This window comes from Paenibacillus sp. FW104-T2 (genome assembly GCF_058789975.1).
Window position 1 is genome coordinate 168,332 of sequence record NZ_JBYTCE010000005.1, and the last position, 25,056, is coordinate 193,387.

19 protein-coding genes are annotated in these 25,056 nt (G+C 52.3%); all 19 read right to left on the bottom strand.

Features of this window, described 5'->3' with window-relative positions; genetic code table 11:
* Positions 1–9: 9 nt before the first annotated feature.
* A complete protein-coding gene (locus AC3WQ3_RS08680; protein WP_492471990.1) occupies positions 10–816 on the bottom strand; it encodes a nicotianamine synthase family protein in 807 nt (268 codons plus the stop codon).
* Complete coding sequence (locus AC3WQ3_RS08685) at positions 779–1,678, bottom strand: histidine racemase CntK family protein (RefSeq protein ID WP_492471991.1); 900 nt, start codon at positions 1,676–1,678, stop codon at positions 779–781. The genes AC3WQ3_RS08680 and AC3WQ3_RS08685 overlap by 38 nt, the downstream gene beginning before the upstream one ends.
* A gap of 336 nt (positions 1,679–2,014) precedes the next feature.
* Positions 2,015–3,238: an amidohydrolase gene (locus AC3WQ3_RS08690; RefSeq protein WP_492471992.1), complete on the bottom strand. Its 1,224-nt coding sequence runs from the start codon at positions 3,236–3,238 to the stop codon at positions 2,015–2,017.
* Between the two features lie 61 nt (positions 3,239–3,299).
* A complete protein-coding gene (locus tag AC3WQ3_RS08695) occupies positions 3,300–4,361 on the bottom strand; it encodes an LLM class flavin-dependent oxidoreductase (protein WP_492471993.1) in 1,062 nt (353 codons plus the stop codon).
* A 57-nt stretch (positions 4,362–4,418) separates the two neighbouring features.
* On the bottom strand, positions 4,419–5,291 hold the full coding sequence (locus tag AC3WQ3_RS08700; RefSeq protein WP_095292004.1) for a LysR family transcriptional regulator: 873 nt from the start codon (positions 5,289–5,291) through the stop codon (positions 4,419–4,421).
* Positions 5,292–5,360: 69 nt separating this feature from the next.
* Positions 5,361–5,909 (bottom strand): NADPH-dependent FMN reductase, encoded by a 549-nt coding sequence (ssuE, locus tag AC3WQ3_RS08705; protein WP_110756483.1) that lies wholly within the window; start codon positions 5,907–5,909, stop codon positions 5,361–5,363.
* A 26-nt stretch (positions 5,910–5,935) separates the two neighbouring features.
* The gene (locus AC3WQ3_RS08710) at positions 5,936–6,853 is read right to left on the bottom strand and encodes an ABC transporter permease (RefSeq protein ID WP_336782940.1); all 918 of its coding nucleotides are present in this window, start codon (positions 6,851–6,853) and stop codon (positions 5,936–5,938) included.
* A 47-nt stretch (positions 6,854–6,900) separates the two neighbouring features.
* Positions 6,901–7,833, bottom strand: a complete 933-nt coding sequence (locus AC3WQ3_RS08715; RefSeq protein ID WP_095361321.1) for an ABC transporter permease — start codon at positions 7,831–7,833, stop codon at positions 6,901–6,903.
* 42 nt (positions 7,834–7,875) lie between these two features.
* Positions 7,876–9,516: an ABC transporter substrate-binding protein gene (locus tag AC3WQ3_RS08720; protein ID WP_492471994.1), complete on the bottom strand. Its 1,641-nt coding sequence runs from the start codon at positions 9,514–9,516 to the stop codon at positions 7,876–7,878.
* A gap of 181 nt (positions 9,517–9,697) precedes the next feature.
* On the bottom strand, positions 9,698–11,035 hold the full coding sequence (locus AC3WQ3_RS08725; RefSeq protein ID WP_492471995.1) for an LLM class flavin-dependent oxidoreductase: 1,338 nt from the start codon (positions 11,033–11,035) through the stop codon (positions 9,698–9,700).
* A 292-nt stretch (positions 11,036–11,327) separates the two neighbouring features.
* Positions 11,328–11,606 carry a glutaredoxin family protein gene (locus tag AC3WQ3_RS08730; RefSeq protein WP_492471996.1) on the bottom strand — a complete coding sequence of 93 codons (279 nt, stop codon included), beginning with the start codon at positions 11,604–11,606 and terminating at the stop codon, positions 11,328–11,330.
* A 186-nt stretch (positions 11,607–11,792) separates the two neighbouring features.
* Positions 11,793–12,746 (bottom strand): aminoglycoside phosphotransferase family protein, encoded by a 954-nt coding sequence (locus AC3WQ3_RS08735; protein ID WP_492471997.1) that lies wholly within the window; start codon positions 12,744–12,746, stop codon positions 11,793–11,795.
* Positions 12,747–12,958: 212 nt separating this feature from the next.
* Entirely contained in the window at positions 12,959–14,509 is a 1,551-nt protein-coding gene (locus tag AC3WQ3_RS08740; protein WP_492471998.1) for a glycosyltransferase family 2 protein, read from the bottom strand.
* A 64-nt stretch (positions 14,510–14,573) separates the two neighbouring features.
* The gene (locus tag AC3WQ3_RS08745; RefSeq protein WP_492471999.1) at positions 14,574–15,338 is read right to left on the bottom strand and encodes a GT-D fold domain-containing protein; all 765 of its coding nucleotides are present in this window, start codon (positions 15,336–15,338) and stop codon (positions 14,574–14,576) included.
* Between the two features lie 684 nt (positions 15,339–16,022).
* Entirely contained in the window at positions 16,023–16,754 is a 732-nt protein-coding gene (locus AC3WQ3_RS08750) for a sugar phosphate nucleotidyltransferase (RefSeq protein WP_336782951.1), read from the bottom strand.
* The gene (locus AC3WQ3_RS08755; RefSeq protein WP_127538962.1) at positions 16,751–17,524 is read right to left on the bottom strand and encodes a glycosyltransferase family 2 protein; all 774 of its coding nucleotides are present in this window, start codon (positions 17,522–17,524) and stop codon (positions 16,751–16,753) included. Before AC3WQ3_RS08755 ends, AC3WQ3_RS08750 begins: the two co-directional genes overlap by 4 nt.
* Positions 17,521–18,609: a glycosyltransferase family A protein gene (locus AC3WQ3_RS08760; protein ID WP_492472000.1), complete on the bottom strand. Its 1,089-nt coding sequence runs from the start codon at positions 18,607–18,609 to the stop codon at positions 17,521–17,523. The genes AC3WQ3_RS08755 and AC3WQ3_RS08760 overlap by 4 nt, the downstream gene beginning before the upstream one ends.
* 4 nt (positions 18,610–18,613) lie before the next feature.
* Positions 18,614–19,501, bottom strand: coding sequence for a glycosyltransferase family 2 protein (locus AC3WQ3_RS08765; RefSeq protein WP_336782955.1), 888 nt, complete (start codon positions 19,499–19,501; stop codon positions 18,614–18,616).
* A 243-nt stretch (positions 19,502–19,744) separates the two neighbouring features.
* Positions 19,745–24,928, bottom strand: a complete 5,184-nt coding sequence (locus AC3WQ3_RS08770) for a WIAG-tail domain (RefSeq protein WP_492472001.1) — start codon at positions 24,926–24,928, stop codon at positions 19,745–19,747.
* Positions 24,929–25,056 lie beyond the last annotated feature (128 nt).

Here is a 25,056-nt window from a genome sequence, read left to right on the forward strand (position 1 = left end):
CCGCCTCCTTCATCCGACCTGCAACGCTTTCTGGTACAGTGCAATATCAAACACATCGTGTGGACGCAAAATGTTATCCACCATTCGCCATTTCAGCGGATCCGTCTCCTGCTGGGGATAATTGAACAAGGACTTCAATCCATTGCCGTATCTCATCGCAACAACAACGTGTTCATTGGTGAGCGAATGAAGCTGATCCAGGATGTCATACTTCATGGCGACTGTGGAACTGAAAATGATATGCGTGGCTTCTTTCGTAAAATCGAGCTCGTGAACAGATGCCTTCTGCAAATGGATGCGGAGACCGGCCCCCAATGTATTCACAACCGTCCGGCCTAACCCGATCGCCTCTTCATCAATATCAATGCCTACCACCTGTGCCCCCGTCCTTCTGGCGATAAGCAGGGGAGTCATTGGAAATGCTCCCGATCCGATCAGAAGCACCTTGGAGTCTGAAGTCACATGGAAACTGCCGAATTCCTTCTCAATGCATTCCTCAATATTTTTGAAATAATCCGCAATCTCCACTTCTCCGTGCTGCAGCTTCAATGCCCGATATTTCTCCATGATCGCTACACAGCGGGAAGATTGGTGCCTTAAATCCAGTACAAGCTGTGTGAACCCGGTGCCTTCCTCATGCTCCTTCTCTGCCCAGAACGACTCATGGCGCTTATCGGTGATCCACTGGGAATAGGCATTGATGGCCAGCTCCATCTGTTCTGCATGTTGAATGGAATGATCGTATTTCCGGGCAAGTTGTTCAAAGGTATTCAGAAAATCATTCAACTGTCTGGTAAAATCCACGACCGTATTCATGTGTTTCCCCCTTATTCATGTCCATCTGTTGTACATCAATAAAAGCTTTCCCCTGTGCCACAATACCGACAGAACCCTCAATGTGAATGCTTCCCAGCCCGTGTTCAGCGAACCGGGCCACGACGTTGATTGAACCTCCCGGCTGTTTAATTCGGGCAGTAATCTCTCTTCCTGTCTTCCATGCAAGGTAAGCGCCAAGCGAAGCTGTACCTGAACCGCATCCTCTTTCCCATATCAGACTATCCAGCCCGGGAACATAAATCAGTGGAGCCAACTCTTCGGAACGTGGATTGAACAACAAAATGCCAATCAGTTTGTCTCCCAGGGTTAGTCCAAGCAGACGCGCGAGATTTTGTGCTCTTTTTCGAATCCCATCATCGAACCCGTCCACCTCCACCACGATATGAATGAACTCCTCATACCGGACAATAATCATATCCAGATCGATGCCTTCGTACGTTATGGTCTGCCGTTCAATCTGTCTTGGAATCGGCATGGTCACCTGACAAAAGTATTCATTCAGCTGCTTCCTCACTTGGCAGGTGATCAACTGCTCTGTACCCGAGACCTCAAGCAGCAATTCAGTATAATCTTGAGAACCCATCGCCTGTTCAGATGCAAGGTAGGCAGCCAGAGCCATACAGGCATTACCACAAAATTCCCCTCCGGCCATATGCAACCGTGCTGCAGCTCCGCGCTGAAGGGTTGGCACAATAAATCCGACCTGCTCCGCATATACATGATCGTAGGACATGATGGTTGAAGCGATATGTGGGTACTCCTCTGCTGGATGACTTGTTTTCACCAAAACCGTCATATTCTGTGTTGGATTAAACTTGATAAATTCGATCTCCTGTTTCATCCCAGCTACCTCTATTCCTGTTCATTCAGATTCGGATGAGTTTCACCTGTACGCTACCCCGTTACCTTAATAGTAATTTTTACGATTAATAATCGAGAAAAATATAGCATACAAAATTGAGGCCGTCAACAATATTTTTCCATTTTGAAACAACCCTATAAGCTTCCTGTACCGTAGTAACTTGATGCTTTTATATCCTGAGCTACTCATGTTTCGTTTTGCATCCATCTCATTGTTTGGCATTCCTTCCTCTACCAAGCAGCATAGAAAAAACGATCACCCCATGCGGGTAACCGTCTCTGCGTTGCGTTGCATTTGTTTCTTACATATGTCACATTAGTCACGCTGGAGCTGCACGTTTTGCAGTGCTTGCTCTGCCAAAGCAGCGAGCAAATGCGCTCCCAGCGGCAGTGCCCGTTCATCCAGGTCAAATGCAGGATGATGCCACTCATGCGGTCCCGATGTACCGAGGAAAAGGAACAGGCCTGGAACCTCCTTCTGATAAAAGGAGAAATCTTCACCAGCCGGAGAGGGCAGCGGTGTTACGCTGTTTAATCCCACTTGAACCGCTACCTGTTCCGCCGCGGAAGCCAGCGAAGCATCGTTAACCACCGCAGGTGGTCCCTGAATCCAGCGAACCGTTGCCCGTGTACCGTATGCAGCCGCCACACCAGACACGACCTGGTTGAATCGTTCACGAATACGTGCACGGACTTTCTCGTCAAAGGTACGCACCGTGCCATCCAATATAGCCTGATCGGGAATGACATTCCAGGCTGTTCCGCTGTGAATCTTGGTCACGCTAATCACGGCGCTCTCCTGTGCACCCACATTGCGGCTCACTATTGCCTGCAAAGCCGTTACAATATGCGAGGCAACAACAATCGGATCGATTCCTGCTTCCGGTACCGCAGCATGTGTGCCCACCCCTTCGACGTTTACTACAAAACCATCCGCCGCTGCCAGGAGTGCTCCTTCCCGGATACCGACTGTACCGACCTGAAGATCCGGTTTGTTATGCAGACCAAACACGGCACGGACGTCAGACAGCGCTCCGCTCTGAATAACCTGCCGTGCGCCCGTTGCTTTTTCCTCCGAAGGCTGGAACAGGAGCCTTACTTTGCCCAGCAGCTGGGACTCCCGCTGTTTCAACAATCGTGCAGCACCAATCAGAATAGCCGTGTGTGCGTCATGCCCGCAAGCATGCATTTTGCCTGCGGCCTGGGAAGCAAACTCAAGCTTCGTCTCTTCCTGGATCGGCAGAGCATCTATATCAGCTCTGAGGGCAACGACAGGGCCGTCCCCTTGTCCGATTTCGGCAATAAGACCCGTACGCAGTGAATATTCATCTGCGATACGTACCCCTTCCTCCTCCAGCCAGCCGCGGATGGCGGCCGTTGTTTCCCTTTCCTCGCCCGACAATTCCGGATGGCGATGCAGATGCCGCCGAATCGCGATTAGCCGCTCCGCAAATGCTTCATCGGTTTCAGCAGGGATACGCTGCTTGCCTCTTTCTTCTTGCCCTGCCTGCTGCTTGGGCTGTTCCAGCTCACTCTTCATAATGCTGCCTCCTTCATCGTCATCTATGTGCTGCAAAAAAAAGCGGGTTCTTAATCCTCACCTAACCAATAGCCGCTTGCGCAGGTTCGGATTCACTCCAGAATTCACCCAGTCCCTGTTCATCCAGTGCCTCGCGCAGCAATTCAAAAGAGCGAATGCGCTTCGCGAAATCACGTGTGGCTGTTGTGATAATCAACTCATCCACGGCAAACTCAGCCTGAAACTTTTGCAGAGCCTGACCCACCGTTTCCTTCGTGCCGCGGGTTACACTCGGCTCCAGAACCTCAATGCGATATTTCTCGTTAGATTGCCGTCCGAATTCTTCTGCCTGCTCCACTGATCCAACCGTCAGTACTTTGCCATTCTCCAGGTGGATCTTGACCAGCATATGCTCACTTGCCAGCTCTTCAGCCTCTTCCTTACTCTCTGCCACAATTAAGGAGATCGCAAGAACGGCGTAAGGCTCCCGGCCTTCTGAACGGTTGAATTGTTCACGGTAGACACGAAGGGCTTCTTGTGCCACTTCGATATTGCTATTAATAAACAAGGAGAACACATAAGGAAGTCCTAGTTCTGCCGCCATGCCAGCGCTATCGACACTTGCCCCAAGCACATACAGCTCGGCTGGTATTTCGGACACAGGTGCAGCACTTAAACCAGCAAGTGGATGGGATTTATCTGCATGCGGTTCATTATCAATATACTGCTTCACTTGACGTATTTTCTCCTTCAGTGAAGCTGCCTCCTGAATACCCTGCTGCAGAGCCTGCGTAGAACGGGGCAGTCCTCCTGGCGCACGTCCTATGCCCAGATCGATCCTTCCCGGTCCAAGCGCTGCGAGCACATTAAAATTCTCGGCAACCTTGTAAGGACTGTAATGCTGGAGCATCACTCCGCCGGAACCCAAACGAATTCGCTCTGTATGTGCCAACAAATGCGAAATCAGTACCTCTGGCGAAGAACCTGCCACATGTCCTGAATCATGATGCTCCGATACCCAGAACCGGTGAAATCCAAGCTGCTCTGCACGCTTTACCAGCTCAATAGTGTGCCGGAATGCATCCACCGGAGTCTCCCCTTCATAGATTGGGGTCTGATCCAATATGCCAAGACGAATCCCCATACGTTTCTCCTCCTCCAATTGTGCTGCCGTATTCGGCTGCCAAGCCCGTTCTTGCTTCTATAACTGCCTCAGCAGCTCCCCAAAGGGCTCTGCAAACGGTGAATGTTCTTCTTTTAACGTCACGACACTAATCTGCAACGATACACCAGCAACTTCATGAACCTGAATGGGAAACAGCTCCTGGTCCTGCACTTCCTTCTGCACCGTTAGTCCCGGCAGGAAGGCAATACCCGCTCCCTGAAGAACCAGTTTCTTCGCCGTTTCCGAATGGTCCACATGATATGTAATATCCGGCGGATGGTCTAGGGAGTCGAACGCACGGTGAATACGCAGCCAGTCCAGGGAACCGCATTCGAAGAAAACCAGCCGCTCATTGCGAATCGCCTCCATGCTGACGTGTCCGCGTTCTATAAATGGATGTCCCTTGTAAACATACAGCTGGATCGGGTCCTCATAAAAAGCAATGGTACGTATGGCCGGGTGCATGACCTTGCGTACAAATGCCAGATCAATCTCCTGATTCAGCAGCTTTGCGATCAATTGATCGGTTGTAGCCGTTGTGAGCTTGATGTTGACCTCAGGATAGGCCTCCTTGATTTTGGGCAGGAAGTCTGGAATGACATAGTTGGATACCGATACGGTACTGCCGAGACGCAGCGCGTCTGGTGTGGTCCGGCGCTGCTGAATCTTCTGCCTGCCCTTTTGGATAACCTGAAGCACCTGCTGCGCGTATGGAAGGAACTTTCTCCCTTCATCCGTGAGCACGATCTGTTTGCCAAGCCGATCAAACAGCTTGCAGCCAAGCTCACGTTCCAGCGATTGAATACGAGCCGTTACAGATGGTTGGGACAAAAAGAGTACTTCGGCAGCCTTATTGAAGCTTCCGTAATGATTGATATATACAAACGCTTCAATGTTCTCAATATTCATAAGCGCCTCCGCATCCAGGTCCACAGATGTTTGACCTTATATCAATTTAACCAATCAACTTACTTGGTTTTAAGCAATCGTAATACCATCCTTTTCCAGTGTCAATATCAATTCATCCAACGAACGGTCCAATCGGGTTGTAATGTCGGCCGAAAGCGCATATTTCCCGTCATCCAGACGCTCTACGCCTTGATCAACTGCGTAAACTCCACCCAAAATATGTCTTCCCCCGAGTGCGGCCAGTACAGGCTTCAATGCATAATCGATAGCCAGCAGATGCGCAATGGAGCCGCCAATAACAAGCGGAAGTGACACTTTACCGCGAAGCCCCTCCTGTGGAATCAGATCCAGGAACAGCTTCAGTACACCCGAGTAGGATGCTTTATACACAGGCGTAGCCACAATGACCGCGTCTGCTGCTTCAACCACGGCAAGCGCGTCTCGCACATGCGAACTGTCGAACCGGGCCTGCACAAGGTCTTCAGCTGGTAGATCCGCTACATGTATCACCTCAACAGAAATGCCTGCTTGGGTTAATTTATTGCTGCTATAATCGGTTAGGCCGGTCAAACGCGAACGTTTGGAAGGTGCTCCGGCAATAATAACGACATGAGACATCATTAATCTCCTCCTTGGAATAGCGGTCAAGCCGCTCCTTTTACTCTTGGATCCAGCCGGTCACGGATATCGTCTCCAATCAGATTCACTGCGAGTACAAACATGGTAATGGCGAGTCCAGGGAAGGTACAGATCCACCAGGCTACGGTCAGGTAACCGCGTCCCTGCGAGAGCAGTGCTCCCCAATCCGGAATTTCCTTCAACACCCCAAGTCCAAGAAAACTGAGACCGGAACCCGTCAGGATGGAAGTACCCACTCCCAATGTTGCCATCACAAGCAGAGGAGACAGGGAATGCGGCAGGACATGCCGCCAGAAAATACGCCCATTAGAGCCGCCAAGCGATCGTGTCGCTGTGATAAACGGCAGGCTTTTGACCGACATCACCTGCCCGCGCATGACCCGTGCATATCCCGGAATGGAGGCTACCGCAACAGCCAGTGCAATGTTAAGCAGTCCAGGACCCAGTGCCGCAGCTACGGACAAGGCCAGCAGTACTCCCGGCACAGCCATCAGAATATCGACAGTACGCATAATCGCCGTATCCACCATTCCACCAGCATACCCGGAGATAATCCCCAGTGCACTTCCCACCAGGCCTCCGACAAGCACCGATGCGAATCCGATTAGCAGTGAATCCCTGCTGCCGTGCACGACGACGCTGAAGATATCCCTTCCGAAATAATCCGTTCCAAACCAATGCGCAGCAGAAGGTGCCTGCAGGATCGCATCCGTTATCATCTGAGTTGGATCATAAGGAGCAATCCAGCCCGGAACGATGGCACAGGTAACGGTGAATAACACGACCAGCAGCGCTGCATAAAAGAATAACCGGGAAACCGCGAACGAGAAGCGCTGACGTCCCAAACGGCGATTCCATAGGCGTACACGCCCTTTGCTGCCGGTCCATGCCTTTTTGTCACCCACCAATGGTTTCATGCTCATAAGAGTCCTCCTTCCTCATCCCTCAAAGTACAGATGGTCCTCACCGATCAAGTACGTACTGCACGTCTGACCCTTGGATCGATATAGGCATACGAGATATCCACCAGCAGATTCAGCACCACGTAGATGATTGCCGTAAAAAAGACAACGCCCTGTACAACAGGCAGGTCTTTCGCCATCAAGGCATCGGCAATAATTCGGCCGATTCCCTGTCTGGAGAATACCGTTTCGACCACGACGGTTCCCGCGAGCAGATCCCCAATTAACATGCCAATGACCGTTACGGCCGGAATCAGTGCATTGCGCAGTGCGTGAACGTACATGATCGTTCGCTCCGTAAGCCCTTTGGCACGCAAGGCGACGATAAACGGTTCATTAATGATTTCAAGCATACTGTTACGTACCATCCGTACGATGAAACCTGCACCAACCAGACCCAGTGTGGCTGCAGGAAGAACCAATGAGCCAAAGCCCTCCGAACCCATGGCCGGGAACCAGCCGAGCTGAACCGAGAACAGCAGGATCAACAGAATGCCGGTCCAGAACGTTGGCATGGAGATACCAAACAGTCCAACAAGACGGGCAATAAAATCAATCACGCCATTTCGGTGGATGGCGGACAGCACGCCAAGCGTGATGCCGATGGTAATCGCAATGATGGAGCTCAGTGCCGTCAGTGCCAGGGTGGCCGGGAAATGTTCCAGAATTTTGGGAAGCACTGGATCCGAGTTCATCATGGACTTGCCAAAATCGCCGCGCAGCATGTCGCCGAAATAGTTCGCAAATTGAATGTAAAATGGCTGATCCAGGCCAAGCTGCGCCCGCAAATTCTCGATCATCTCCGGTGTAGCCGAGGATGGATCCAGCATGAGCAGAACCGGATCACCCGGCAGAAGATACATGATGCAGTACACCAGCACCGAAGCTCCGAATATTACAAATAGTGATGTTGCAAGCCGAGTCAGTATCGTTTGAACCATACCGGGTCGTCTCCTTCCTGAATGCGTGATGGGCTGCTCATGTTATGGCTGAATTCGCACGTCGTTGAACAATGGGTACCCAAGCGAATCAAACTTCACTCCCTGAACGGATTTGGATGCTGCTACCGTATAAGGGAATACATAGATCGGTAGAATGACCGCCTGATTAATCAGAAATTGCTGAATCTCGTTATAGATCTTCACACGTTTTTCGGGATCCGTTTCCACCGCTCCCTGTTCCAGCAGCTCGTCGATCTTCGGATCAGACAACCCGGACAGCGTCGGACGCTCCCCTTCTGCGCTCGTATGATAGAAGGCGTATAGGGCATTCGGATCGGAATTGACCTGGCTGTTGCCATACAGATCATAGTCCCAGTTCTGATAAATGACAGTGGCAATGTCTTTTGTAATCTCAACTTCAACGGCGATGCCAACCTGTTTCAGCTGCTGCTGAATGATGGCGGCGATATCATTGCGCTTCTCCCGGTTTGGGGAACCATCCACATAACGCAGCGTCAGTTTCTGACCATCCTTTTCACGTATGCCATCCGCACCCTTGACCCAGCCCTGCTCATCCAGCAGCTGATTGGCTTTGTTGATGTCCGAGTTGATGCTTCCTTCCAGTGAGGCATCGTAACCCAGAATGCCAGGAGACAATGCGGACCAGGCTCGTTCGTAGTTGCCCAGATACAACGTTTTGACGATAGATTCCACATCTACGGCGGATTGTACCGCCTGTCTGACCTTCACATCATCCCAAGGGGCTTTGCGCAGATTGAAGAAGAGAGTATACGGCAGTCCCACCGTATTGGCCTGCAGCAATTGCTGGTTCGGGTCATTCTTTAGAGCCGCAACATTTTGCGGAGGAACGGTCTCTGCAGCGAGTACCTGACCGCTCTGTACGCTTCCGATCCGTGTCGCTTCCTCTGGTACAATTTTGAACGTGATCGTATCCAGATGAGGTGCGGCTTTATTTTCAACCGTCTCTGGGCCCCAGTTGTAATCCTTGTTTTTGGCAACGACGATATCCGCATTTTCATCCCATTTCACGAAGGTATATGGTCCGGTGCCCACCGGGTTTTTGCCCAGTTGATCGCCATATTTCTTGGCAGCTGTAGGTGACACGATACCCAGCAGGGCCTGGCTTAAGTTGCCCAGGAAGGCCTGTGAAGGTGTTTCCAGATTCACCTTGATGGTGTATTCATCAATGACCTCGGAAGATTGATAGGGTCTGATCAGCGCAAGGGAATTGGCAGCTTTGGTGGCAGGATCGATGACACGATCCAGGTTGTACTTCACGGCTTCTGCGTTAAACGGCGTGCCATCGTGGAACTTCACGTCTTCACGCAGCTTGAACGTGTAACTCTTGCCATCCTCAGATACGCTCCATTCCGTGGCAAGCCATGGTTTGATGGAACCGTCAGGCAGCTGCACCACCAGATTGTCGTAAATGGTCCGGATGGCACGTACCGTAACGGCAAGCCCGCTCCGGTGAGGGTCCAGCGTATCCGGTGAAGTTGCGAGAGCGAAAGTCAGATTCCCTCCCTCCGCTTGACTCGCCTGTTCACCACCAGATGCCTGAGCCGCACCGCTGGAGCTGCTGCCCGCACCGCAGCCGGACAATACCATAACCAATACTGCTGCCAGTGCCATCCATTTCATCCATGCGATAGACCTGTTCATATCGTTTCCCCCTCTGTGTATACAGGTGTCATTTTTATTTTATATATAACCTATGAGATAAGTCGGTTTTAACATGCAACGTTTGATTAAAAGGGTCCGTACTCGGATGATTTTCATAGCATTTAACCACGCTGCTGAAATTTATCTTTATTGGACCTTCATCTCCCGGCAGACTTGATTCTTATGCCTGCTGCACTTGCTCCCGGGCAGCCGTATAACGATTAACCGGAATCTGCACACCGAGATTGCCACGGAGGGTATCGTGCTCGTACTCCGTACGATAAATGCCGCGATCCTGCAGAATCGGAACGACCAGTTCCACAAAATCAGACAGACCACTTGGCAATTCCGAATGGATAATGAACCCGTCAGCGGCCTCTGCTTCAAACCACTCCTGTATTTTGTCAGCTACCTGTTCCGGTGTACCCAGGAATTTGCTCTTCGGCGTAGCCGCACGCAATGCCACTTCGCGCAGCGTCAATCCCTGCTCTTTGGCATCCTTCTTGATTTTATCCGTGCCGCTGCGGAAGCTGTTGCTGCCAATGCCGTTCAGTTCAGGGAACGGTTCATCCAGCGGATATTGGGAGAAGTCATGGTGCTCGAAGAAACGTCCCAGATAATCCAGCGCTTTGTCGATCGTAACGAGGCTGGCAACCTCCTCGTATTTACGTTCGGCTTCTTCTTCTGTCCGTCCTACAATCGGGCTGATGCCTGGCAGAATGACGATATCTTGAGAGGAACGTCCATAGGAAGCGGCACGCGTTTTGACATCCTTGTAAAAAGCCTGTGCATCCTCGATCGAATCATGTCCGGTAAACACCGCATCGGCTTCTTTCGCTGCAAGGGTCTTGCCATCATCAGAGGAGCCTGCCTGGAAGATCACCGGCTGGCCTTGGCGTGAACGGGCAATGTTCAGTGGTCCCTGTACGGAGAAAAACTCCCCTTCGTGATTGAGTGTATGCAGTTTGGATGGATCGAAGAAAACACCGCTCTCCTTGTCTCGGACAAACGCATCATCTTCCCATGAATCCCACAGGCCTTTGGTTACCTGCAAATATTCTGTTGCAATTCGGTATCGTTCTGGATGGGTAGGGTGATTGCTTTTACTATAGTTTTTGGCTGATCCTTCAAGCGGGGAGGTAACTACGTTCCAGCCTGCGCGGCCGTCACTTATCAGATCAAGCGAACCAAACTGTCTGGCAACCGTAAACGGATCGCTGTAGGACGTGGAGAGCGTTCCTACCAGACCAATCCGCGAAGTGACGGCTGCCAAGGCGGACAACAGGCTGATCGGTTCAAACCGATTCAGAAAGTGGGGAATGGATTTTTCGGTGATGTACAGACCATCGGCAATAAAAACGAGATCAAACTTACCTTCTTCCGCTTTCAGCGTCTGGCGCTTATAGAACTCAAAATTCACACTCGCATCCGGTTGAACCTCCGGGTGTCTCCATGTGGTCATGCTGCCTCCGACACCGTGAACAATGGCTCCAAATTTCAAACTGCGTTTTGCCGTCATATACATTCCGCCTTCCCTCATATTGGATTTAGGATGATGCATCAGGATCCAAGACACGACATTTACATTAACTCAAAAGTAACTATTCCTATGAGTTTGGTCAGTTTAATAATTTCACAAATCTTATCACTGCCCTGTGAAAGGGTCAACGGGGTGACTAATAGAACTTTTCTATATATAAATCACAGATCTGTATAAGACAGGTCATTCGTACGCTCCCGGCTACGTTCCACTGTCCCAGCAGCTTGCTATAGCCGGAAACGACGAATTTAATCCGATAGTGCAAAGGACGTCAGACCGCTGCTGCCTCATCCGGATGGGCCAAAAGCACGGCAAGCTTCTCCAAATCCGGTTCCAGCAAAGCCTCAAACTTCCCTTCTCTTCCAACTTCAATCACAGGAACATGCCGAATGCCGTATTTCGCTTCAAGCACATCCCTCAGCACATCATTGCCTTCCACTTCAATGTTCTCAAAAGGCTGATTCCGGGACGTCAAAAACGCTTTTACCTCTCCACAGAAATGACAGCCTGTTTTGCTCCATAGCACTACTTTTTTGGGTGATGTAGACATCGATAACCCTCCTGATTGTATTCAAGGATAAGATCGAGGCACGCCTCAGACCTTTAATTCCTACCTGTTAAATAAGAATTATGGCTATAAATGTACTCTTCGTACCCTCAAGCGTCAATGGAGTTGCTAATAGAATAAACCTATAGCAGCATAGAAAGATTAAATTTTATTTTTTTGATAAAGCGATTACATCCATCCGTCTCTGCTTGCTTCTTTGACCAGAGTAAGGACTTTCCGGGCCATCCCGGCGTAAAAATCAACCTCATCCGGACTTTGATCGATAGCCCATCGAAGCGTATCAAAGGTCTTCAAGACCATCACAAGTCTCATCTGATCCAGCTCATACTCATTCAGCCCGTAACTCTCTATAAAGGCTTCCAATTCTGCACTGTTTGGCCCTTCTCCATGGATCTGGCATCGAATCATATGTATGATATCGCCATACGGCACCACAGTGACTTCTGCATTTCCCCAATCCAATAGTGTAATTTGACCTGCCAAATCAACCATCGTGTTCTTCAATGAGAGATCACCATGACACAGGCCAAAACGGAACGTTTCCATTTTCAAACGCTCGAACCACTGTCTTACCCTTTTCGATTCTGCTTGAGTTAGTACACCCAGCTCAATTAAGGGATCATGCTCTGTCAAGCTATTGATATTGTACTGGACGTATCCCTGCCAGCTGCCATCTGATCCCGCATGCGGCGGGGAATAAAATGTACCCGAGACAGGGTCCATCCGTTCTCCGAAACCTTCCGCCGGAATGGAATGAATCCGTTTGGCGTACTCGCCGAGCTTTCTCCAGATAGCAATGGGGTCTATTGTTGCTTCCAGTCCGTTATCCCCTTGGACTACCGTTTGAATCATATATGCTGTTTCATCCGTGATTCCAACGGATAACGTCTCTGGACCAGGAATCCCAGCGGCGGCGGCTTGCTCAATGCACCATTTTTCTTTCACGAAGATGGGATACTCGTCTTTGTCGTTCATGCGCACAACCACTTGATGACCTTCCGTCTCAACTACGCAAACCTGATTGACGAAACCCTTCCCAACAATCTGATGTGCTGCCTTAACTTTTTCCTGCAAAAAATGACTGGCTATTCGTTCGGCCAGTACAATGCTTTCATTCTTCATCATGCACCATCCCCATACCGCAGCTTAAGTTAGCTCTGCGATGATTCAATTGGTCATAGTGTAAAATGAAATCGCTTACTTTTCAACCATCTATAAACATATGATTGCCTTGTATGTAACCTATGGAAAGCCTGGATGCGAAATGAAATGGAGCCGTATGCTGCACATTACATCTCGCATCATGCCGAACCGGTTCACAGCGAGCCTCATCTTTACAGATCTTCGTTTAAGAGCTGCGGCGGTGCGATGATGGGCAAGCCTTCCTGAATTGCATGCAGCTGTTCCGGAGACACGCTCAATACATGACCGGAATGTACGCCCCATCGTTCTGCTGCATACACCGTTGCGAACTTTCTCCGTCTGCCCTCGCTGATCTGATAGCGAACCTCCGGCGCATCAGCTGCCGCAAGGATACAGCCTTCCGTCCAACCCGTGTCCGAGTCATGAATCGATGAAACATGCACATGTCTCACTTCAAGCGGCCAGCCCCGAATTTCACTTGCAGACACTACAGGGTCTCCAGCAGGGACCCCCAGCAGATCCGGCTTGGCTACCTGAACAGGGGATATGCCGCGCGGTACCGGAATATTCAGCTTGCGGCGCAGTCCTCCCGCCAGACGGTATACATCGCCTTTCGCATCGGACACGAAGCAGCCTTCCGGATAAAAGTCGCTGCTGCGTCTTGTCTTCGGTCCCCCGTCCTGACTGCCCTTCGTGGACAATTGCTGGCGCGGGTTGGCTTTGCCCAAATGGGCGGAATCCGGCACTGCCGATGAATTTTCCTGTGCCATATGATGTGCCAGCTGCAATGTTTTTGCGACCAGAGCGTGAGGATCTCCCCACTTCCTGGAATGAAATTGTTCGTTCCCCTTGTTCACAGCTGCAAAATCTGGTTCGCCCAGCGCCTTCATGCTGACGCTGCCAAAATGATGAATGAAGGCATCTCCTGCGACCGCAAGCTTATATCCTGCCAGCTTCACCCGAATCATCCAGTCATCATCTTCGAAGTTGCCCACCGCATAACCTTCATCCAGATATCCCACCCGCTCCAGCAGCTCTCGTGAGAACAGCCAGCAAAAGCCGACAAGCCGTTCGGTTACCCGGTGTTTACCAGGGTCAGGCCGGTTGTGTCTGGCGGCAAAGGACCACATATCCTGCACCTCGGAATACGGAACATCGATCTGCTGATCGCCTCCTATATAGTTGGTGACTGGGCCGACCAGGCCAATCTCCGGATCACTGTCCAGGCAGGCCATCATGTTATCAAGCCAGCCTGGCGTGACCAGCGTATCGTTATTCAGCACCACGATATGACGGCCTCTCGCCATCATTAGACCCTGATTGACACCTCCGGCAAATCCGCGATTGACATCCAGTGCAGCCACTCTCACCATGCCGCCTTTACGCAGCATCGCTTCTGCCGTTCCATCCTTCGAACCATTATCCACTACAATGATTTCGTAGGGAGCAGGCGTATGCTTCTCGATACTGGATACACATTTAAGGACATACTCCCGCTGATTATAGGTCGGAATAATGATGCTGACTCCTTCAAATAACAATCCAAACGAACTCTGACCCTGTCTAACCCCTTCGTCGTATCCCCTACTGTACCCTTGTTTGTACAGTTTGACAGCTCGGGCCCCCCGCTTGCCTTTCCCTCTCTGCCCCGATTTCCGCACTGCGCTCTTTCCAGCGGAATGCAGAACAACTTTGGCGGGTCCGGAGCCCCGATGCTTGGAGATAATACCTGGTTTGCTCATGTTGCTTCCTCCATTTCCCCTCGTCCGGATGCGTCGCGTCTCGTCAACCATCCGCCAGACTCCATTAGAGATGAAGCTCTCCTGTAACCAATTTATCAGCCAAATGCCCAAAATCCAGAGCAACCCTGCCGAGTTCGCCGGCAATGCGCCGACACAGGATTACGGCCGGAACCCCTGCAGCAACCAGAGCAATATCGAAGGAATGCGCTGCCGTTTCCTGCACCACCCTGGGCACATCCATAACCCCGGCAACGGAACCAATCATGCCCGTCACATGGATCCCGTGACTGAGAAGCAGTGCACCGAGCCCGCTCGCCTGGCTGCCGATCACCAGCACGCGGCGGCCTTGCAGGATAGGCAGCAGCAGCCCAGTCTGGTGCAGGCTATAGTTGATTGTGGAACTGGTCAGCTTCAACCGGGACCAGTCAATCCCGAAGTGGCGCATCACCGGGAATAACAAGCCTTGAAACGTGGGCGCCCGCGAGATGGGAACGCCTACCCAATCCGCCCCCTGTATCGCTTCGGCCAGCGCAGCCCGAATCTCGGGAACGGAGCGCGGCACCCCTGCGTAAGGCAGGAACGGTGCCAGCTCCTGCACCTGCTCGCCGGGCAGCACCGTATCGGCTGCCAGCGTCAGCAGTTCGCCATCTCCGAGGCGAACGACCGACAGGGGCCGCTGTGCATCCAGCGCCCCCCGGATCTGGTCAGCCACCTCGTGGGGGCTGGCCAGACGGGTGAGGCTGGGCGCATATTGGCGAAAACCCGCCGCGATCAGATCTGCCGCCGCTACGGCAGGCAGAATGTGGTCCGGCGGGATGTGCTGCGCCACCAGCGCTTCTCCGCCCGCGAATACGCCGTCGCGGTAGCCCTCGGCGTAGCCGCCGGGTGCGCCTGCCGGCTCTGCAGGCGGCAGGGCCTTGGCGCTGCCCGCATGTGCAGCAGCAGCGCCAGCTTGCCCCGCGGGGGCGACACCACCGTTCGGGTGGTGTGTCGCCCCTAGCGGGGCCGTGCCCGCACCGCGGGCAGGCACCGCCTTCGGCGTGCTGGCTTGCGGTGCGGGCACAGGCGCACGTCGCGCAGCCGGGCGCGGCGCCCGCCGGGGTGCTGCGCGGCGGCGGCTGTGAGCCGCGGCATGCCCTCGCCTGCCAGCGGAGCGGCGGCGTGCATCGGCCTTCCTGCCGGCAGGCTTACGCGGCACAGCAGTACGTGCGCCCGCCGGGGCACGCGCAGTGCGATGCCCGGGCTTGACGGCAGCCCGCCGGGTTCCAGCCTCTGGGGTTCCTGTCACCATCAGAACGCCTTGCCCTTGAAATGCTGCCGGGCGAGTACCTCGCGGCTTACCTATCGCCTTGGCTTCCGTGTGCCCGGTCCGTTTCGCTACTCTCATGGCATTCCCTCCCTTGACATGCACGGGGGCGCCGCTGCACAAAGCGCCGGAGCCTCCTTCCAGCTCCGGCGCAGGTTACTCGGGTCCCATGGGGCACCGCACAGCGGCAGCATCAAGCGCATGATGTTATGGCAGTTGTCCCTTCATGCGGACTGCAGCCTCCTGCAGCGATTCGAAGGTACCTGCATCGCTCCAGTATTTTTGCAGGATGTCATACTCCAGGCCTCCAGCAGAGGCATAGTGGTTATTGACATCCGTAATTTCAAGCTCCCCGCGTGCAGAAGGCGTAATGCCGTCAATCAGATGGAATACATGATCATCGTACATGTAAATCCCCGTTACGCAGTAAGAGGTTTTCGGCTGGCTTGGTTTCTCCTCAATGTACGATATGCGCTCCGGATGCTTCGCGTCAAAGACAGGTACACCGTAACGTCTGGCATCATCCACCTCTTTCAGCAGCACACGTGCTGTTCCCGCAGGCTGCTGCACATAACGATCAACATAAGGTTTCAGATCATCACTGAACAGATTGTCACCCAGCAGTACGACAAACTTTTCACCAGGAAGAATAAAGGACTTTGCCAGATCAAGTGCTTCAGCAATGCCTCCCGCCTGCTCCTGAATCCGGTAGGTCAACCGAACTCCAAGCTCGGCTCCGCCGCCCAGATACTCCGTGTACAGTCCCGCCGAATGTTTGCCCATTACAATCAAAATATCCTCAATACCCGCCTGACGGAGTCTGTCGATGCCATACACAATCATCGGATGTTTACCGACCGGAAGCAGATGTTTGTTAATCAGCCGCGTCAGAGGATACAGCCGTGTTCCCGTTCCTCCAGCAAGAATTACACCTTTCATTCCACATTCCCTCCCTCATCGGATGTCTCAATATATTCAAGTGGATCGACATGCCATTTATGGATAAATATCGAGCGATTACGTTCCAGCAATTGCTTCCATGCAGCCGGGTCCGTCTTCTGAAAACTCGCGCTGCCGCGATGATGCACAAGTACATCTCTGCATACAAGCAGTCGATACCCTTGCATGCGAGCCCGGTAACAATAATCATCATCCTCATAATGTCCAGGCGAATAGGCTTCGTCAAGCAATCCGATGGACGCCATGACCTCTCTCCGAAACAACATGCACAGTCCTACGATGCGGCTGACTTCCTTCCACCTGGTTGGGTCGGAGACATTGTTGGCTGCCGCTAATTGCTGGAACTGTTCCATGCTCCCAAAGTCCAGGTCAACCTGCTGAATCCCGCTTGCATAATTGGTTACCGGACCGGTGATTCCGATGTTTGCTTCACTGTAGAGTCCGAACCGAAGATTTTCGAGCCACCGCGGGGTCACCGTGACATCATTGTTGAGCAGCAGCAGCTCATCACCGCAAGCCGCACGTAGCCCGGCATTACAGGCTGCTGGGAACCCCCGGTTCTCCGGTAATCGAACAAATCGGACTCGCTCACGGGCACAATAGGCTGCCGTACCATCGACGGAACCGTTATCTACAACCACAATCTCGTAAGGCGTGCCTGCTCCGGTATACTCCCGAATGGCATCAATACACGGCTTCAGCAGGTCCAGTCCGTTATACGTTGGGATCACGATACTTGTCAGTGTCATCGGGCGTTCCTCCTGTAAGCCACTTCAGCTCGGGATAACATCCGCGAATCTGGCCCATGCTCTGCTGAAGCCATCCAGGCTGCAATCGCCTCCAGATGGTCCCCAATGATCAATCCCGCGACTTCGTTACCACTGCCTGTATTCGTGGTACGCAAACGATTGGAGCGAATCACGTCCACCTGACAAGGCGCCGTGATGCTAAGACCGTGCCGGATCGCCATGGCTTGCGCCTTCGGTGGGACTGCCAGGGACTCAGGCTTAACAGTCATAACCATTTTGCGGGAAAGAGCATGCGGGACGGCAGTCAAGGAATTGGACCCCAGATCAGGTCTTCCGAGAGTACGGTTGAGATACGCCTTGATCCGGCTCACATCATCCTGCCGGGCAAACGGTGGCAGCAATGAATTCAGATCATTCAGGGCCACATCGCTTCCACGGTCTACTGCATACAGAAATGGAGCCAGCTGTTCTGCCGGAAGCACCATGTCCCCATCCACAAAAAGAATCACTTCCGCTTCGGTCATCTTCGCTCCAAGTGCGCGGCCCACATCATGTCCTGCCCGATCCGGTTCATACACAAGGGTTATATCGGACTCGGCCAGCACCAGATTCAAACTGTCGTCCGTTGTTCCATTCAACACAACAATGATGTCCTTCAGCGGCAGCCGCTTTAACTGTGCCATTACTTTACCCAGTGTCCGTTCTTCATTGCACGCACAGACAACGGCGGCAGCAGAATGATGGAGGGGGAGTGGAACAATATCCACTGGATATCCTGCACCCTGCACGTATCCTTGCATATATGCTTTCCCTGCCTGCATGGCAGCTTCATAGCTTCCGAAATCTCCCGAGATGGACTGCCAGTGCTCACGCCAGGCGAGACGTACATGTTGGGCAGCCAACGCTTTATCTTCAGGTGCACTGCGTCCTGCCTGATGACCCAACTTCCATACTGCATTCAAACGAGGTTCTGGAGCTTTGGCTGCTCTACCCTTCGGCCGCCTTCTCCCGGGAATGTTCCGTCTGGACGCCAGTTGTCTTTTCATCGTCCGACGATGGCGGACAACTCTCGAACGTTCTTTCATTTTCTCACCTCGTCAGACAGCGAACACGCTGCAGGTCGGAATACCCTCCGCGTGGACCGAGTTCGTCGGTGATCCACCTGATCGCTGTCAGATGATCATTCAGCACCACTTGGCTCAGCGGATCTGGCCCGCTTCGCCGTTTCACCCGAACCGCATTCATTTTACCGACAGGTACATGATGAACGGCGCGTACCTCTAATCCACTCGATACGGCTTTGGCTAATGCAAGCGGAGGAACCTCCAGCGAAGGAACGCCTATAACATCAAGTGCCCTGCGGCTTAGCGCATGCGGAATGGCTGTCATTGAAGCCCCCTGCAGGTCCGGCCTGGCCAGGATGCTGTTCAGGACATGCTTGGCCTCCACCACTGGATGTACAGGATTTCGTTTAACCGGACCGTCATAATCGTTAAGCGCTACATCTGTTCCATCCAATATGGCCTGCACATAGGGAGCAAGCTGCTCTGCAGGTATGGGGATATCTGCATCGGTAAAAAGGAGGATTCTTCCGCGGGCAGCCGCTGCCCCCATTCGTCTTCCTGCATCGTGACCCAGAGCCTCTGTATACAAAAGCACTCTTGCGCCTGCTGCCTGTGCCGCTGCTGCCGTGCCGTCCGTTGAGCCGTTGACAACGGCAATCACTTCGGAATCCCTGCAGATGCGAAGCGCCTGCCTAACAACTCTGCCAATCGTCTTTTCTTCATTCATTGCCGGTATAATCACCGAAAGCATGGGGATGTTTGGATGGATTTCCTCCCGTATTGGGGGGATGACGTATCTGGGGGTTCCCGCACCCTTCTTGCTCACGGGTTTTACACGTCTTTTGTGCAACTGCTTCCTCTTTCGGCTCACTACTTTGGCGGCTGAATGAACAGTACGACGACGCTGCTGCAATACTGTCACCTCCCACCCTCAAAAATACTCAACATGCCAAGGGAGTACACGTTATTCTATGTAATTAGGGAATAGTGGAAACGGCGTTTGTCCTTGATTTCCATAAGCTTCTGGCAGGAAAAGAGTTATTCAGCCTCCTCCTTCACTTTTTTAGAGGACCTTCTGATATAGAAACAAAAGCGGTATCCCGGACAATTCCAGGAACCGCTTTTGTGCATGAACTTCGTGAATTGACGTATTCTTTTAATTTGCAGGACCCGCTGCAATCCAGGACAACAAACCATAGGTGTGCTTGCATCCAGGTGTACGGAACACTTCCAATACCGCTTCATCCTCACTCTGGGACAGCAATGATACCTGGAATCCGCGATCATTACTCATTCCTACAATCACATAATGTTCTGATGCAAATGATTGCTCGAATGCGATGGTTACCTCAACGCATACTTCATTTTCAGGCAGGATAAAGGCCTCCATGCCGAACTGCTGAACGACCGGCTGACGACTCACACTGCGAACCGGCTGGAATGACAGGTGTTCCGGACCAACTGCTCCAAGCTGCAACTGGCTGCTTCCAACAGCACCATCACTCAGATGCTCCTGCTTTACCGCCTGCTCACTCAGCTTAAACTCCGTAATTGCACCAGTTTCCTGTGCAAGTTCACGTGGTGGCTCCTGAAACTGTGGCTGGATTCCGTTATCTGGTTTCGAGGAATCCGCCACTGTTCCTCCAAGCTGATTCACTTGTGACGGCTGTTCCTGTTTTTGACCCAGTTCTCCGAGGATCGCCGGTGGCGTTGGCTGTGCAGCCTCATTTCCCCCCTGAAGCAAGGCTTCCTGCCTTTTGATCGCTGCCAGCTGTTCCAACGTCTCTCCACTAAACTGTCGAATCGCATTCCAGATCTCTTCGCTCAAGTGCGCTGGGCCTACAATGCCCGCGTTCAAGTGACTAGAGGTAATACTTTGTTCAGCCAATTTGCTGCCGTTTACGCTGCCGTCTGCCAGCTTCGCAGTCGTTACCGATCCATTCTGCAGATGAATTCCGCTTACCAATTCTTCTGCCAAATGGGATGTGCGGATGCTGCGTTCCTGAATATGATCAGCCAGAATCGTTCCATCCTGGATATGACGGGATTGCACGCTTTTGTTGGCCAGGTGGGCAGCCGCGACTGCACCTTCAAGCAATTTGTTGCTGTTTACACTCCCATCAGCCAGTTTGGCACTTGTGATTGAGCCATTATGCAAATGAATTGCACTTACCGATTCGGCTTTCAGATGGGAAATTCCAATGCTGCGTTCCTGAATATGATCGCCATGAATGGCTTTCACCTGAATATGCCGGGATTGCACACTTCCATTCGCAATATGGACATCGGATACGGCATCTTCAAGCAATTTGCTGCTGCTTACGGTGCCATCAGCCAGTTTGGCACTCGTAACCGACCCATCTTGCAGATGGTCCGCACTTACGGCTTCCTCTTCCAAGTGAACCGTGCCGATGCTGTTCTCCTGGATATGGCCAGCCAGGATGGCTCCTTCCTGAATGTGGCGGGATTGCACGCTTTCCGATGCAAGATGAACTCCCGTTACCGTATCTTCAAGTATTTTGCTGCTGCTCACACTGCCATCGGCCAGTTTGGCACTCGTGACGGACCCATTTTGCAGGTGAACCGCATTTACGGCTTCCTCTTCCAAATGGTTTGTGCCGATGCTGCGCTCCTGGATGTGATTGGCATGGATGGCACCTGCCTCAATGTGCCCGGATTGCACACTTTCCGCTGCGATATGAATTCCGGATATCGTTCCATCCAGCAGCTTGCTGCCGCTTACACTGCTATCGGCCAGTTTGGCACTGGTTACAGATCCATTTTGCAAATGGATTGCACTCACCGACTCCTCTTCCAGATGAGTTGTGCCGATGCTGCACTCTTGAATATGGCCAGCATGGATGGCCCCATCTTGGATATGCCGCGATTGCACACTATCATCTGCAATGTGAATATCGGATACGGCTCCCTCAAGCAGCTTGCTTCCGTTGACACTGCCGTCGGCCAGTTTGGCGCTGATTACAGATCCATTTTGCAAATGAATCGCACTTACCGCTTCCTCTTCCAGATGGGGCGTGCCAATGCTGCGCTCCTGAATATGGTCAGCAAGGATTGCTCCTTCCAGAATATGACGGGATTGCACACTTTCGGAGGTGATATGAATACCGGATATCGCACCTTCGAGCAGCTTACTTCCACTCACACTGCCGTCGGCCAGTTTGGTACTCGTTACAGATCCATTTTGCAGGTGAATTGCACTTACCGCATCTTCTTCCAGATGAACTGTACCGATGCTCCGCTCCTGAATATGATCGGCATGGATTGCATCTGCCTGTATATGCTCGGATTGCACACTTTCCGCTGCGATATGAGCTGCGGATATCGTTCCTTCGAGCAATTTGCTGCCGCTGATGCTGCCTTCCGCCAGCTTCGCACTCGTTACCGACCCATCTTGCAAATGAATCGCACTTACCGACTCCTCTTCCAGATGGGCTTCGCCAATACTGCCCTCTTGAATATGATTTGCGAGGATGGCTCCCTCCTGGATATGACGGGACTGCACACTCTCGTCTCCAATATGGGCGGCTTCAATCGTTCCTGCGGCCAATTTGCTGCCATCCACACTGCCGCTTGCCAGCTTGGAGCCTGTTACTGCTCCTTCCTGCAGTATAATTGTACTTACTGCTTCTTCCTCCAGGTGAGCCGTTCCGATGCTGCGTTCATGAATATGATGCGGAAGTATTTCACCATCCTGAATATGGCGGGAATGTACTGCGCCCTGCTGCAGGTGAACCGCACTTGTCGACTCTGCCTGAAGGTGAAGCCCACTGATCAAGCCGGGCTGAAGGTGAGCTGCTGTGATGGATAAAGGTGCCAGATGGTCTGTTTCAACAGACCCCGGAGCCAGGTGATGGGAAGTAATGACCTGTTCAGCAATATGCTCACCATGGATAATGTCTGGCTTCAGATGCTCTGAGTTTACGACATGCTGACCCAGATGGTCGGACTTCACACTGCCCTCTGCCAGATGTTCCGTTTGCACAACGGAAGCCTGCAGATGCTTACTGCTTATGGCATTCTCTTGTAATTCGGTCCCCGATACCGAGTCTGCTGTTAAGTGGTCTGCAGTTACGGACCCATGGCGTAGTTTGTTGCCTGTGATACTGCCATCGGCAAATAATTCCGGTGAACGTATTTCCTCCGATAAATGTTCCAGAGAGACAGCATGCTGCTTCAGATGATACCCGCGTATGGTTCCGGCGGGAATATGCTTGGCGTTAATACTTTCTGCCATGATCTTGGAAGAAGTCACGCTACCGTCGGCCAGTTTGGCTGATGTGACAGCAAAATTCGCCAGTTTATCCGTAGCAACACTCTCTGGTGAGAGCTTGGGGGAGGTAACCGAATGATCTGTCAGATGCGGCGGAAAAATGGACCCTCCCGCCAGCTGAGCGGAAGTGATGCTGCCAGGAGCCAATTTGTCCGTTGTAACTGCCGCACGTGCAATGGCATCCGTTTCAACACTACCCGGCTGAAGGTGAGGGACACCTACGGCGTGTTCCGTCAGATGCTCCGATTTCACGGCATATGGCCTCAGGGCCTCGGACCCCACGCTTCCTGGAGCCAGATGTGTACCCGTAACACCACCGTTTGCAAGATGCGAGGATGCGACACTTCCCGGAGCGAGCGCTCTGCTGCTAACCGATGCTGTTCCCAGTTTTTCGGATGTCACACTTTCATCCGCAAGCTTCACGTCTGTCACTGCACCATCCTGTAATTCATACGTACCCACCGCAGCCTCAGCCAGATGCCGCTCGGATACTACGCCATCTGCAAGCGCTTCTCCGGACACACTTCCGGTAGACAAATGAGGTGCCTCAATGCTTCCACTTGCAATGTGAATCGAGTGAATCGCAGCATTATCCACATGTACCGGTGTAATTCCCCGATTAACGATATGTTCTGCTCGAATGGAGCCTTTGGCAAGATGTTTGCCCTGTACTGCTTCATCCGCAATTTTGGAAGCAATGACACTTTGGTCCGAGATCTTGGAAGCCGTAATCGACTGCTCCAGCAATTTTGCCGTTCCAACCGACTGGTCTGCCAGCTTGCTGCTGGTTACGGCTCCCTCAGCCAGGTGTTCACTGCCGACTTCCCCTTTGCCCAGCTGTTCCTTACCCACCGCCTGTGCACGAATCTGGTTTGAACCGATGGAACCATCCAGCAAATGCTTTCCACTGAGTGAACCCTCAGCCAAATGTCTGGTTTGTATGGATCCATCCTCGATCTGATCGCTCCCAATGCTGCCAATCGATAATTGCGAACGCCCGACTGCTCCTTCCGCCAGATGGGACTGTTTCACTGCTCCCTCTTGGATATGGTGAGACTCAATGGAGTTATCTTCGATCTTGCTGCCTGTGACAGCACCTTCACGAATTTTGGAAGTGGTCACTGCATCGTCAGCCAGTTTGGACGTATGCACGGCGCCTCCCGTGAGATGCCGGGTATCCACACCGCTAATGGCGATCTTATCTCCGGTTACCGCATGATTCTTGATTAAATCTTCCGTAACCAGCATGCGGCTGAGATGTCTGGTGCCGATGGAGCCATCGGCAATTTTGGCCGAATCGATGACCTGATTGCCGAGCTTCTGTGACGTAATGCTGCCGTCTTTGATTTTCTCGCCGGCAATTGACGCATTGCGTATTTTGTGACCGGACACAGAGCCATCAATCAGGTGTTCCTCGGATACCGAAGCCTCTGCAAGTTTGGCAGAGACAATCGCTCCGTCTGCAATGTGAATGCTGGTCACCGCATAATCCTGCAATGCTTCACTGCCGACTGCACCCGGTTTCAGCTTGGAGTCATCCACAGAGAATGGAGCCAGCTTGCTTTCCGTAACTGCAAAATCACTCAGATCATCCGTGTAGATATAGTGGCCGGTATGGCCCGGCATCTGGTTCTGGTTCAGAATCTCCAACCGGTCTCTACCTGCGGTCTCCTGCTGGATGAGGTTTTGCTCTTCCAGAGCAAGCGAAGCCACACTGCTCACCTGAATTTGCTTTTCTTGGTTATCTTGCGTCTGGGCATCCTCACTATCCGATGCGGCAGGTTCCGGATCATTCGTTTCGCCTGCGATAACCAGGTCCTCCAGCTCGTTCATAGAGGCAGGGAGTTCCGTTGATTCGTTCAAGAATTCTTCGGGTGCCTGATTCGCTCTCGAATCCGGTTTATTTGTATTCAAGCGCTCTTCCCTATTCTGGGTTAGACCTGAATTCATGGTGCCTGCACGGCGTTCGGTCAGTTCCAGTTCCTTAAATTTGGGGCTCACATGCCGCAGTTTCGGTGTAGGAACCTTCTTATTGCCTTTTTTACTCATGCAGCTTGCTCCTTCCTCTAACGTTCATCTCCGGCATCATATGCTCTGTTATGGGCATCTGCCACTTCATATCACGACTTTTGAAGGCAAGATTGGATGGATGAGCAGGTCAGCCTGCAAACGATGAA